7 protein-coding genes and 1 tRNA gene are annotated in these 13,750 nt (G+C 49.9%); all 8 read left to right on the forward strand.

Going from position 1 to position 13,750, the window contains the following annotated elements:
* Nucleotides 1-114 precede the first annotated feature (114 nt).
* Nucleotides 115-1,167, forward strand: coding sequence for a flavodoxin-dependent (E)-4-hydroxy-3-methylbut-2-enyl-diphosphate synthase (ispG, locus tag SHK35_RS09000; RefSeq protein WP_318702503.1), 1,053 nt, complete (start codon nucleotides 115-117; stop codon nucleotides 1,165-1,167).
* A gap of 10 nt (nucleotides 1,168-1,177) precedes the next feature.
* On the forward strand, nucleotides 1,178-5,761 hold the full coding sequence (locus SHK35_RS09005) for a PolC-type DNA polymerase III (RefSeq protein ID WP_318709527.1): 4,584 nt from the start codon (nucleotides 1,178-1,180) through the stop codon (nucleotides 5,759-5,761).
* A gap of 135 nt (nucleotides 5,762-5,896) precedes the next feature.
* Nucleotides 5,897-5,968 (forward strand) — tRNA-Glu (locus tag SHK35_RS09010).
* A gap of 220 nt (nucleotides 5,969-6,188) precedes the next feature.
* The gene (locus tag SHK35_RS09015; RefSeq protein WP_318709528.1) at nucleotides 6,189-6,716 is read left to right on the forward strand and encodes a MarR family winged helix-turn-helix transcriptional regulator; all 528 of its coding nucleotides are present in this window, start codon (nucleotides 6,189-6,191) and stop codon (nucleotides 6,714-6,716) included.
* A gap of 17 nt (nucleotides 6,717-6,733) precedes the next feature.
* Nucleotides 6,734-8,482 carry an ABC transporter ATP-binding protein gene (locus SHK35_RS09020; RefSeq protein ID WP_318702500.1) on the forward strand — a complete coding sequence of 583 codons (1,749 nt, stop codon included), beginning with the start codon at nucleotides 6,734-6,736 and terminating at the stop codon, nucleotides 8,480-8,482.
* A complete protein-coding gene (locus tag SHK35_RS09025; RefSeq protein ID WP_318709530.1) occupies nucleotides 8,472-10,391 on the forward strand; it encodes an ABC transporter ATP-binding protein in 1,920 nt (639 codons plus the stop codon). Before SHK35_RS09020 ends, SHK35_RS09025 begins: the two co-directional genes overlap by 11 nt.
* 193 nt (nucleotides 10,392-10,584) lie before the next feature.
* A complete protein-coding gene (locus SHK35_RS09030; RefSeq protein ID WP_318709532.1) occupies nucleotides 10,585-11,121 on the forward strand; it encodes a hypothetical protein in 537 nt (178 codons plus the stop codon).
* Between the two features lie 406 nt (nucleotides 11,122-11,527).
* Nucleotides 11,528-13,606, forward strand: a complete 2,079-nt coding sequence (gene topA / locus SHK35_RS09035) for a type I DNA topoisomerase (RefSeq protein ID WP_318702498.1) — start codon at nucleotides 11,528-11,530, stop codon at nucleotides 13,604-13,606.
* The last annotated feature ends 144 nt before the right edge of the window (nucleotides 13,607-13,750 follow it).

The raw sequence follows: 13,750 nt of genomic DNA on the forward strand, positions 1-13,750 counted from the left end.
TTTCCGTTTGAATTGTTTCTTTACAGGGTTCCTGGATTGGATTATAATCAAGAAAGGAACATCAGGAAGGTGTTCTTTTTTTCTCTTTGAGGATGGAAAGGAAAGGGAGGAGCCATGTACAGAGACAATACCAAGGTGATACAGATAGGAGACAGAAAGATCGGCGGGGGAAATCCCATATTGATTCAGTCCATGACAAATACAAAAACTCAGGATGTGGAGGCCACTGTGGCGCAGATTTTAAGCCTTGAGGCGGCGGGCTGCGAGATCATCCGCTGTACTGTGCCTGATATGGAGGCGGCAAAAGCCCTTTCAGAGATAAAAAAGAGGATACACATCCCCCTGGTGGCGGACATTCATTTTGATTACCGGCTGGCTGTTGCCGCCATGGAAAACGGCGCAGACAAAATACGCATCAACCCGGGAAATATCGGCGCCCCCGACAGGGTGCGGGCTGTGGTGGAGACGGCGAAGGAGCGCAATATTCCCATCCGGGTGGGGGTAAACAGCGGTTCCCTGGAAAAGCCTCTTTTGGAAAAATATGGAGGGGTAACGGCCCAGGCTATTGTGGAGAGCGCCCTTGACAAGGTGCACATGATAGAGGATATGGGCTATGATAATCTGGTGATCAGCATTAAGTCCTCCGACGTGCTGATGTGCGTGAAGGCTCATGAGCTGCTTGCGGGAAAGACCGCTTATCCGCTGCATGTGGGCATTACAGAAGCAGGCACGGTGCAGAGCGGAAATATCAAATCTGCGGTGGGGCTTGGCATTATTCTCTATCAGGGAATCGGAGATACCATACGGGTTTCCCTGACGGGAAATCCGGTGGAGGAGATCAAGTCGGCCAGATTGATTTTGCGCACCCTGGGTCTTAGAAAGGGTGGGATTGAGGTGGTTTCCTGCCCTACCTGCGGAAGAACCCAGATTGACTTGATCGGACTGGCGCAAAAGGTGGAAAGACTGGTGGAGGACTATCCCCTTGCTATCAAGGTGGCTGTGATGGGATGCGTGGTAAACGGCCCCGGGGAGGCCAGAGAAGCAGATATTGGAATTGCCGGAGGCATAGGCGAGGGACTTTTAATCAAAAAGGGGGAAATTGTCCGCAAGGTGAAGGAGGAACAGCTGCTTGCGGCTTTGAAGGAAGAACTGGATAACTGGAATTAGGTGAAACAATATGGGTAAACCGTTTTTTGAAGTATTTCCAACGCTGAAGCTGAAACCGGATGTGCAGGATATTATGGAGCAGACCAGCGTGGAGAAAATCTCTGCAACCAAAAGCAGGGATTATCTGAGAGTGTATTTATTCAGTACCAGACTGATTGTAAAGGATCATATCTGGGAGGCGGAGAATCAGATTAAGAGGCAGCTTTTTTCCAATGTAAACATGACGGTGAAAATATATGAGAGGTTTTCCCTGTCGGCTCAGTATGATCCGGAGAAGCTTTTGGACATTTATAGAGAAAGTATTCTGGCGGAACTTAGGGAGTACAGTCATGTGGAATATAATGCCTTTAAGACGGCGGATATTACCTTTCCGTCAAAGGATAAGGTGCTTTTGACGCTGGAGGACTCTGTTCTGATCAGAAGCAAGGAGGAAGAGCTTGTCAGAATATTGGAAAAGGTTCTGGTGGAACGTTGTGGCTTCCAGGTAATGGTGCAGACAGATTACAAGGAAGGACAGACCGGAAGATATGCAGAGGATGACCAGCGCAGAATTCAAATGAAAGTGGACGAAATCTGCCGCAGGGTAAAGGCTGGTGCGGCCGGCGGGCAGGACTCTGAGGCTCAAGGAACGGCTGGTGCGGTACGTTCTCCCGGCGGGCCTGGGAAGGCGGACTTTGGCGGCAGGGGGCAGAAAGAGGCCGGTATGCCGGGCCGGAGGGAGGCGCAGTCACCCACGGCGCAAAAGAGTCTGGAAAAGGGACGGGGGGAATGGAAAAAGGGAGAATTCAGACGGGGAGGCGACTACGGAAGGAGCGTCAGACGCTCTGACAATCCCGACGTGCTCTACGGAAGGGACTTTGAGGAGGAACCCGTAAAGATAGAGGAAATCATCGGAGAAATCGGGGAGGTGGTCATCCGGGGCAAAATTCTTACCCTGGACAAGCGGGAAATCAGGAATGAAAAGACAATCATCATCTTTGATGTAACCGATTTTACGGACACCATAACCGTGAAGATGTTTGCAGGCAATGACCAGGTGGAGGAGATCACGAAGGGACTTAAGCCCGGCGTTTTCATCAAGGTGAAGGGCATCAGCATGGTGGACAAATTTGATCATGAGCTGACCATAGGCTCCGTGGCCGGAATTAAGAAAATTCCGGATTTTACCACAAGCAGGACGGATACTGCCCCGGTGAAGCGCGTGGAGCTGCACTGCCATACTAAGATGAGCGATATGGACGGTGTGTCAGAGGCCAGGGACATCGTGAAACGGGCTTATCAGTGGGGGCACAGGGCTATCGCCATCACAGATCACGGGGTGGTGCAGAGCTTCACCGATGCCAATCATGTGTGGGAGGATTTGTGGAAGGCGGAGAAGGCAAAACGCAAGGAGGCCGGGGAAGAAAATCCGGTCAAGCAGGACTTCTTTAAAATTATTTATGGCATGGAAGCCTATCTGGTGGATGATCTGCGGGAAATTGTGACGGGCGAGAGAGGACAGAGCCTTTCGGATGACTTTGTGGTATTTGACATAGAGACCACGGGATTTTCGCCGGTGAATAACCGTATTATTGAAATCGGTGCGGTGAAGGTGTCAGGGGGCGAAATTGTGGACCGTTATTCCACCTTTGTGAATCCTAAGACGCCCATACCCTTTGAGATAGAAAAGCTGACTGGGATCAGGGACGATATGGTACTGGACGCTCCTGAAATAGAGGAGGTTTTACCGGAATTTCTGCATTTCTGTCAGGGCTGCATCTTAGTGGCCCATAATGCGGGCTTTGATATGAGCTTTATCATGGAAAATGCCAGAAGGCTGGGATATCCCACGGAATATACCTATGTGGATACCGTGGGCATTGCCAGGGTGCTTTTGCCTCATCAGGCCAAACACACCCTGGATGCGGTGGCAAAAACTCTGGGGATATCCCTGGAAAACCATCACCGTGCGGTGGACGATGCGGAGGCAACGGCCCATATTTTTGTGCGGTTTATCAAGATGCTTGCAAAGGAAGAGGTGTATACTCTGGCGCAGGTGAATGCACTGGGAGCTGCCAGCGTGGATATGGTAAAGAAGCTCCCTTCTTATCATGCCATTATTTTGGCAAAAAATGATCTGGGGAGAATCAATCTCTATCGTTTGGTATCCGAGTCCCATCTGACTTATTTCAACAAACGTCCCAGAGTGCCAAAAAGCCTGGTGATGAAATACAGAGAGGGACTGCTCCTTGGCAGCGCCTGCGAGGCAGGAGAGCTTTACAGGGCGCTTTTGGACGGGCAGTCCGACGCCCAGATCGCAAGGCTGGTTAACTTTTATGATTATCTGGAAATACAGCCCTGCGGCAATAATCGTTTTATGATTGCCTCAGAAAAGGTGAGAAATGTTAATTCCGTGGAGGATATTCAGAATATCAACCGCAGGATCGTGGAGCTGGGAGAGCAGTTTCACAAGCCTGTGGCGGCTACCTGCGACGTGCATTTCCTGGACCCTGAGGATGAGGTCTACCGCAGAATCATCATGGCCGGAAAGGGCTTTGAGGATGCGGACGAGCAGGCGCCCCTTTATCTGCACACCACAGAGGAAATGCTGGAGGAATTTGCTTATCTGGGCAGCGATAAGGCGAGGGAGGTGGTGATCACCAACACCAATCTGATCGCGGACATGATAGAGACTATCTCGCCTGTGAGACCGGATAAATGTCCTCCGGTGATTCCCGACAGTGATAAGACGCTGACGGAAATCTGCTACAATAAAGCCCACGAGATTTACGGCCCAGACCTTCCCAAAATCGTGGAGGACAGGCTGGAAAAGGAGCTGCATTCCATCATCACCAACGGCTTTGCGGTGATGTATATTATCGCCCAGAAGCTGGTGTGGAAGTCTGTGGAGGACGGGTACCTGGTGGGCTCCAGGGGTTCTGTAGGAAGTTCTTTTGTGGCCACTATGTCGGGGATCACCGAGGTCAATCCCTTAAGCCCCCATTATTATTGCAGCAAATGCCATTACGTGGATTTTGACGGAGAGGATGTAAAGGCTTATGCGGGCAAGGCCGGCATTGATATGCCGGACAAGCTGTGCCCTGTCTGCGGGGAGAAGCTGAATAAGGACGGCTTTGACATCCCCTTTGAAACCTTTTTGGGCTTTAAGGGAGACAAGGAGCCGGATATTGACTTGAATTTCTCCGGAGAGTATCAGTCCAAGGCCCACAAGTATACGGAGGTTATTTTTGGCGCAGGACAGACCTTCCGGGCAGGCACCATCGCAACGCTGGCAGACAAAACGGCTTTCGGATATGTGAAAAACTATTATGAGGAGAGGGGCGTTCACAAGCGGACCTGTGAAATCAACCGCATCACTGCAGGCTGTACGGGCGTAAGGCGAAGCACCGGACAGCATCCCGGCGGTATTGTGGTGCTTCCCCTGGGACAGGATATCAATTCCTTTACCCCGGTTCAGCACCCGGCGAACGATATGACCACCGACACCATTACCACCCATTTTGACTATCACTCCATTGACCACAATCTGTTAAAGCTGGATATTCTGGGACATGATGATCCTACGATGATTCGCATGCTTCAGGATTTGACCCAAAAGGACCCTACCACCATACCCCTGGACGATCCTAAGGTAATGTCCCTGTTTCAGAATACGGACGCCCTGGGCATTACACCGGATCAGATCGGAGGGTGTAAGCTGGGGGCTCTTGGGATACCGGAATTTGGCACGGACTTTGCCATGCAGATGCTGATTGACGCCAAGCCCCAATCCTTTTCGGACCTGGTGCGGATTGCCGGTCTGGCCCATGGAACGGATGTGTGGCTTGGAAATGCCCAGACACTGATTTTGGAAGGAACGGCAACCATTGCAACGGCCATCTGCACCCGTGACGACATTATGCTTTATCTGATTCAAATGGGAGTGGAACCCAGTCTGTCCTTCACCATCATGGAGAGCGTCCGCAAGGGAAAGGGTCTGAAGGAGGAGTGGATTGCGGCCATGAAGGAGAAAAATGTGCCGGACTGGTACATAGAATCCTGCAAAAAGATCAAATACATGTTTCCTAAGGCCCACGCGGCTGCCTATGTTATGATGGCCTGGCGTATTGCCTACTGTAAGATATATTATCCACTGGCCTATTACGGCGCATTTTTCAGCATCCGGGCCAAGGCCTTTTCCTATGAGATTATGTGCCAGGGCCAGAGGCATTTGGAAAGCATTATGGCGGACTATAAAAAACGAGGTGACAGCCTGTCCAACAAGGAGAAGGATGCCTATGGTGATATGCGGGTGGTGCAGGAAATGTATGCAAGAGGCTATGAATTTGTGCCCATCGACATTTTCAGGGCAAAATCCCGGGCCTTTCAGATCGTGGACGGGAAGCTGATGCCTTCTTTAAACAGCATTGACGGACTGGGGGAGAAGGCAGCAGATGCCATTGTGGAGGCGGCAAAGGACGGGCCTTTCCTGTCCAAGGATGATTTCAGGCAGCGCACCAAGGTTTCCAAAACGGTTATTGATTTGATGGATTCCCTGAATCTTTTGGGGGATCTGCCGGAATCTAACCAGATCAGTATTTTTGATTTTGTATGACAGGCAGGCGGAAATGGCGCTTCAGCATTAAAAAAAATTGTAGAAATTTTTAAAAAAATACTTGCAATTTTTTCGAAGATGTATTATGATAAGCAAGTACCGCTGATACAGCAAAAAAGAGCGGTATTTGCAGATGGCTGATTGGTCAAGCGGTCAAGACGCCGCCCTCTCACGGCGGAAACAGGGGTTCGATTCCCCTATCAGCTGCTTGTTCTTTAGAAGAACAGCCCAACCCGAAAAGTGCTGGAAACTTGATGAAAATTGAGTTTTTAGCATTTTTTTATTGCTGAAAAAGGTTTTTTACGGATAAGTTTACCGATAAGAAATCATTTTTGCCCCCTTGACATTATAGGCAAAATGGAGTACTATACTGTTCGCATCCAAACAATATAATTGACAGTTGTACTAAAAAAAGGGGGTGTCTGAGGTGGAAAAGGATTGCGGCGCGTGGATCAATCTGCTGTCTCATAAGGTCAAAACGCGGCTGAATGCTACCTTACAGAATCTGGGCATTACCGGCGTGCAGAGCCGGGTAATCTATTATATTCTGTCTCATTACCAGGAAGGTCCCATTTTCCAGCGTGATATTGAGAACGTGTTCGGGCTGAGCCGTTCTACTGCAACGGGTATCCTGCAGCTGCTGGAAAAAAACGGAATTATCCGGAGGGAGAGCGTAGAAAGCGATGCCAGACTCAAAAGTCTGGTTCCCACACAGCGTGCTGCTATGCTGGACGCTCTGGTGTATGCCTGCCTGCAGGAGACCGACCGTATGCTGACGCGCGGACTCTCGGAGGGTCAGGTGCAGCTGTTTAAGGAGATGGCGGCTCAGATGCTGCGCAATCTGGATGACTGGGACGGCGAAGCGGCTGATAATGCTTCCTGCGGGAAAGTCCACGCATCGAACCCAAAAAGTTCGCAGCAGAACATTCGAGCCAAAAACAAAGAAACGAATTGAAAAAGGAGGAAGTCAAAATGATAAAAGTCTTGGCCCGCAGCATTCGCGAGTATAAAAAGGCTTCAATCTTGACGCCGCTTTTGGTGACGGTGGAGGTTATTCTGGAATGCGCGATCCCGTTTGTGATCGCTAATCTGGTAAATCAGATGCAGGCCGGCTGCTCCATGGACGTCATTGTCCGGTATGGCGCGGCTTTGATTGCCATGTCCGTTGTCTCGCTGATTTTCGGCGGTGCGGCAGGCGCTACCTGTGCAACGGCATCCGCCGGCTTTGCGCGTAATCTGCGCAAGGATATGTTTTATAAAATACAGGATTATTCTTTTGAAAACATTGACAAATTTTCCGTTTCCAGCCTGGTCACCCGTCTGACCACTGACATCACCAACGTGCAGATGGCTTACATGATGATTATCCGTGTTGCCATCCGCTGCCCGCTGATGTTGATTTTCTCGTTTGCAATGGGCTTTATCATGGGCGGTCGTCTGGCTATGATTTTTTTGTTTACCATACCGCTTCTGGGTATTGGCCTGTTTCTGGTTATCCGCGCTGCCACGCCTCTGTTCCGCCGGGTGTTCCGCAAGTACGATGCGCTGAACGATTCGGTGCAGGAAAATGTGCAGGCTATGCGTGTGGTAAAGTCCTATGTGCGTGAGGATTATGAAAAGAAGAAATTCGGCGCTGCGGCAGAGGATGTTCAAAAGGATTTTACCCGTGCCGAGCGTATTATGGCCATCAATAATCCCATGATGCAGTTCTGCGTTTATGCGGGTATGGTGTTTGTGCTTTCCTACGGCTCCTATTCTGTGATTACCAGCTATGGACTAGACCTGAACGTGGGACAGATGTCCTCCATGCTGACCTACAGCTTTCAGATTTTGATGAGCCTGATGATGCTGTCCATGGTGTTTGTTATGATCACCATGTCCATTGAATCGGCGGAGCGTATTGTGGAGGTTCTGAATGAGGAGAGCACGCTGCAAAGTCCGGAAAACGCCTTGACGGAAGTTAAGGACGGCTCTATTGACTTTGACAACGTCAGCTTCAAGTATTCTAAGAAGGCTGACCGTATGGCACTGTCCGACATCAATCTACATATCAAGTCCGGCGAAGTGATCGGTATTCTGGGAGGCACCGGTTCATCCAAATCGTCGCTGATCCAGCTGATTCCCCGTCTGTACGACGTGACTGAAGGAAGCGTCAGGGTGGGAGGCGAGGACGTGCGCCGATACGACTTGGAAACGCTGCGTAACCAGGTCGCTGTAGTGCTGCAGAAGAACGTGCTGTTTTCCGGTACGATCAAGGACAATCTGCGCTGGGGAAATCCAAACGCCACCGATGCGGAGATGGAGGAGGCCTGCCGTCTGGCTCAGGCAGACGAATTTGTCCAGCAGTTTCCGGACAAATATGACACCTGGATCGAGCAGGGAGGAACCAATGTTTCCGGAGGCCAGAAGCAGCGTCTGTGTATTGCCCGCGCGCTGTTAAAAAAGCCCAAGATATTGATTCTGGACGATTCCACCAGCGCTGTGGATACCCGCACCGACGCCTTGATCCGCAAAGGCTTCCGCGAGTTTATTCCAGAGACCACTAAAATTATTATCGCGCAGCGTGTTGCCAGTGTGCAGGATGCCGACCGTATCATTTTGATGGAAGGGGGCCGCATCAGCGCTGTGGGCAGCCATGATCAGCTGATGGAATCCAGCGAGGTCTACCGCGATATTTATACATCCCAGAACCGAGTAGGAGGTGATAAGAATGCCGAATAACACCACCAACACCACTGCACGGGGCCGCCGCGCTCCCAAAGGCGTGCTGGGCCGCCTGATCAAGACCGTATTTCAGTTTTACCCGGTGCTTCTGCCCATTACGCTGGTTTGTATTCTTATCAATGCCATTGTCAGCTCCATGCCGTCAATTTTCATGCAGAATGCGATCGCCGTGGTCGAGGACACCTTCAGGGATGGTGACTGGGCCACAGCCTCGGGCCGGATTTTCAATCTGCTGGCTATCCTGATTACCATGTATGTCATCAGCCTGATTGCGGGCATATGCTATACCCAGCTGATGGCGATTATTACCCAGGGCACGCTGGCCAAACTGCGGAAAAAGATGTTTGACCATATGCAGGATTTGCCCATTCGTTATTTTGACACTCATAACCATGGCGATATCATGAGCTTTTATACCAATGATATCGATACCCTGCGTCAGATGATCAGCCAGAGTCTGCCCCAGATGCTGATTTCAGGCGTTATGCTGCTCAGCGTCTTTTGTATTATGCTGTATTACAGCGTCTGGCTGGCGCTGGTTGTGGTCTGCGGCGTTGTGGTCATGACCTTTGTGGCGCGCTATGTCAGCGGACATTCCTCCCGCTATTTCCTCAGACAGCAGATCACCATTGCCCGTACGGAGGGATTTATGGAGGAAATGATGAATGGCCAGAAGGTCATCAAGGTATTCTGCCATGAGGACGGCGCTAAGGCAGATTTTGACAAGGTAAACGATGAGCTGTTTGAAAATTCCGAAAGGGCAAACCGTTACGCTAATATTTTGATGCCCTTGTTAGCCAACATCGGCAATGTGATGTACGTTATTGTGGCGCTGGTCGGGGGAAGCCTGCTGCTGGCTGGTGCGCCCAACCTCAGCATTTCAGGCATGGCCTTAAGCATCAGTATTGTGGTTCCTTTTTTGAATATGACCAAGCAGTTTGCCGGGGCCATTGGACAGGTGTCCAATCAGGTCAACATGGTGGTTATGGGTCTGGCTGGTGCCCATCGTATCTTTGCGCTGCTGGATGAAGGGCCTGAGACCGATGAAGGCTATGTGACGCTGGTCAACGCAAGAGAGCGTGCCGACGGCACTCTGGAGGAATACCATGAACGCACCAATGTGTGGGCGTGGAAGCATCCCCATCACGACGGCACCGTCACCTATACCCGCCTCCAGGGAGACGTACGTTTCTTCGATGTGGACTTTGGCTATGTGCCGGAGAAAACCGTTCTGCATAATGTTTCCCTGTACGCAAAACCGGGGCAGAAGGTTGCCTTTGTGGGTTCTACCGGCGCCGGAAAAACCACTATCACAAACCTGATCAACCGCTTTTATGATATTGCCGATGGTAAAATCCGTTATGACGGTATTAACATCAATAAGATTAAGAAGGCGGACCTGCGCCACAGCCTTGGCATTGTGCTGCAGGACACCAATCTTTTTACCGGAACGGTTATGGAAAATATTCGTTACGGCAATCTGGAAGCCCGCGACGAGGAATGTATTGCCGCTGCCGGACTGGCTGGTGCAGATGATTTTATCCGCCGTCTGCCGGACGGCTATAACACCATGCTGACCGGAAACGGAGCAAATTTAAGCCAGGGACAGCGCCAGCTGCTGGCCATTGCCCGGGCTGCTGTGGCTGACCCGCCCGTTATGATCATGGACGAGGCCACCAGCTCCATTGACACTCACACCGAGGCTATTGTTCAGCGCGGCATGGATGCGCTGATGGCGGGGCGTACTACCTTTGTGATCGCCCACCGTCTATCCACGGTACAGAACGCCGATGCGATCATGGTTCTCGACCATGGACGGATTATTGAGCGTGGCACCCATGAGGATCTGATCAAGCTTAAGGGAACCTATTATCAGCTGTACACCGGTGCGCTGGAGCTGGATTAATTCCCAATAGATTTCAATAGAAGAAAAAACGGTTTGTCTTCTGAAAATAGGAGACAGGCCGTTTTTGCATGGTATTTTGGCATATCAATTTCGGATTCCAGTATTTTGTGTTTACAAAAAATGAATAAATAGTATAATAAGTATATGAAATAAAAATGTGTCTGAAATATTCATCGAAACAGGAGGGGATTTTATGAGAACCAAAATTGTGGAAAAGGCGGACGCCCCGTCACAGAAGCCTCAAAATGTATATCGTTTCCTATTGCTTGTTGTGGGCGAAGCATTGCTGTTCCTCTTTTTATTCCTGGCTGGGTATCTGATGGACAGCCATCTGGATGTAAGCTTCTGGTTTTCTGAACCGGTGAGCGCCTCGGCTGTATATGGAACCGTTTTGCTGATGCTGTTGATTTCGGGACTTTTGCCGGATTTTCTTCGTTCCTTTGTATATAGCCTGAAGAACCGGGAGCAGATAACAAAAATGCAGATAGAGAGGTCGCTTTTGTCTGTTAAGCTGGCCATGGCGGCGGCTGTGGCGGCAGAGCTGTTTGTGCTTGTTTTTTCCTTCGTCTCCATGATGTCGGGGCTTTTGGCTTTCACCGGAGAGCTGGAGGAAGTGCTGCCTGCGAGTCTGGCGGCGCTTGGAGGAATGGCTGTTCACGGCGTTTTGGCGGTTATTATTCTGCTTCCCGTGTATGTAAGGCTTAAGGTACGGCTGCTTTCCATGCAGTGATTTTATGAATGAATGATGTAAGACTAATGAGGACAGAGCTGCGATAAAAAACAGCTCTGTCCCTTTTATATATAATAATAGAAGAAAGTTTCATTAAAAATCTCTGAAAAAACTTGCAAGCGCCCTGAATTTAGTGTATAGTGTTTCACGATTGTTGAGAGAATCAGGTATATATATCAGATAATATGATGTTGGGGGCAAAAGGTCTCCCAATCACAAAGCGTCAGAATTGTTTGCGGCTTCGGAGTCAAGTTGCGCCAGGAATCGACAAATTTGCTAAATGCGTTCCAAAAAATCCGAACTCGCTGCGCTCAAACAAGCTTTGTGACCGAAAATCCTTTTGACCTCAACATCATAATATAAATAGAAGAAACACAGCGAAAACATGGAGTAAGGGGACGGCGACATGGCAAAGTATTTAGTGATCGTGGAATCACCGGCAAAGGTGAAGACAATCAAAAAATTTCTGGGAGCAAACTATGAGGTGGCGGCCAGCAACGGACATGTGAGGGATCTTCCCAAAAGCCAGCTGGGGATTGACGTGGAGCATGATTATGAGCCCAAGTATATCACGATCCGGGGAAAGGGTGACATTCTTGCCAATCTCCGCAAGGAGGTAAAGAAGGCGGAAAAAATTTATCTGGCAACCGACCCCGACAGGGAGGGCGAGGCCATCTCCTGGCATTTGATGGCAGCCCTGAAGCTGGAAGGGAAGAAGGTGTACCGCATTACCTTTAATGAGATTACCAAGAATGCGGTGAAGGAATCTTTGAAAAATGCCAGAGAAATCAATATGAACCTGGTGGACGCCCAGCAGGCCCGCCGGGTGTTGGACAGAATGGTGGGCTATCGCATTTCCCCGCTGCTTTGGGCCAAGATTAAGAGGGGGTTAAGCGCCGGAAGAGTGCAGTCTGTGGCGCTTCGTCTGATCTGTGACAGAGAGGAAGAGATCAATGCGTTTATTCCGGAGGAATATTGGTCCTTGGATGTAAACTTAAAGATAGAAGGCGAAAAGAAGCCCATTACAGCAAAATATTATGGCACCGAAGAGGGCAGACAGTCCATTACCAGCAAGGAACAGGCGGATGCTGTTATGGCATCCCTGGAGGGGGCCCAGTATCGGGTCACAGAAGTGAAAAAGGGGGAGCGCATGAAGAAGGCCCCTCTGCCCTTTACCACCTCCACACTGCAGCAGGAAGCCAGCAAGGTGTTAAATTTTTCTACCCAGAAAACCATGCGTCTCGCCCAGCAGCTCTACGAGGGCGTGGATATCAAGGGAGAGGGCACTGTGGGTCTGATTACCTATCTGCGTACGGACTCCACCCGTGTGTCTGAGGAAGCGGAGCTTCAGGCGGCAGACTTTATAAAATCCCGTTATGGAGAGGAATATCAGTCTGAAAAGAGCGCAGAAAAAAAGACAGGGCAGAAGATTCAGGATGCCCACGAAGCCATCCGTCCTACGGATATCAACAGACTTCCTGCGCTTGTAAAGGATGAGCTGCCCAGGGATTTGTTCCGGCTTTATCAGCTGATTTGGAAGCGTTTTACAGCCAGCAGGATGAGCGGAGCCAGATATGAGACAACTTCTGTGAAGATTCAGGCGACAGAGCATATATTTACACTTTCGGCTTCCAGGCTTTTGTTTGATGGATTTATGAGTGTATATATGCAGGAGGAGGATAAGGAGGAGGAAAATTCTCTTGCAAAAGAGCTGGATAAGGACAGCAGGCTGGAGTATCTTTCCTTTGACCCCAGGCAGCATTTTACCCAGCCCCCGGCCCACTACACAGAGGCCTCCCTGGTGAAAACCCTGGAGGAGCTGGGCATCGGCAGACCCAGTACCTATGCGCCTACCATCACCACAATTCTGGCCAGACGCTATGTGGTAAAGGAGAATAAAAATCTCTATGTGACGGAGCTGGGAGAGGTGGTAAACAATATGATGAAGGAGGCGTTCCCCAGCATTGTGGATGTGAATTTCACAGCCAACATGGAGGCCCTTTTGGACGGGGTGGAGGAAGGCACCGTAAAGTGGAAAACCATTGTATCCAATTTTTATCCCGACCTGGAAGAAGCGGTAAAAAATGCGGAGAAGGAGCTTGAGGAGGTCACCATAGAGGATGAAGTGTCCGATGAGGTGTGCGAGCTCTGTGGCAGGCATATGGTGATTAAATATGGCCCTCACGGACGATTCCTTGCCTGCCCGGGCTTCCCGGAGTGCCGCAATACCAAGCCCTATTTTGAGAAGATCGGAGTGGCCTGTCCCAAATGCGGGGGAGACATTGTCCTGAAAAAAACAAAAAAAGGCAGAAAATATTATGGCTGCATCAATAACCCCGAGTGTGATTTCATGGTATGGCAGAAGCCATCCGGGGAGAAGTGTCCCAAATGCGGCGATATGCTTCTGGAAAAAGGAAATAAACTGGTGTGTATGAACGAACAGTGCGGCTATGTGACCGGGAAAATCCCTGTGGAAAAGCAGTGATATGCAGGCAGGAAACAGGAGTAGTGTCAGAATTGTCTCATAAATCAAAAAAAATACAAAAAAATTAACTGTATGCACATTGTAATCTGATTTTATTTGTGATAAAATGTTTATATATTGTAATCGGTCTCAATAAAACGGAGG

Origin of the sequence: Candidatus Acetatifactor stercoripullorum, from assembly GCF_944382095.1 — a bacterium.
In the GTDB taxonomy this organism is placed as follows: domain Bacteria; phylum Bacillota; class Clostridia; order Lachnospirales; family Lachnospiraceae; genus Acetatifactor; species Acetatifactor stercoripullorum.

Excerpts from the sequence above, each read along its gene's own strand:
- ispG (WP_318702503.1), top strand. The coding sequence starts at position 115 with ATGTACAGAGACAATACCAAGGTGATACAGATAGGAGACAGAAAGATC.
- SHK35_RS09025 (WP_318709530.1), top strand. The coding sequence starts at position 8,472 with ATGCCGAATAACACCACCAACACCACTGCACGGGGCCGCCGCGCTCCC.
- SHK35_RS09020 (WP_318702500.1), top strand. The coding sequence starts at position 6,734 with ATGATAAAAGTCTTGGCCCGCAGCATTCGCGAGTATAAAAAGGCTTCA.
- SHK35_RS09005 (WP_318709527.1), top strand. The coding sequence starts at position 1,178 with ATGGGTAAACCGTTTTTTGAAGTATTTCCAACGCTGAAGCTGAAACCG.
- SHK35_RS09030 (WP_318709532.1), top strand. The coding sequence starts at position 10,585 with ATGAGAACCAAAATTGTGGAAAAGGCGGACGCCCCGTCACAGAAGCCT.
- topA (WP_318702498.1), top strand. The coding sequence starts at position 11,528 with ATGGCAAAGTATTTAGTGATCGTGGAATCACCGGCAAAGGTGAAGACA.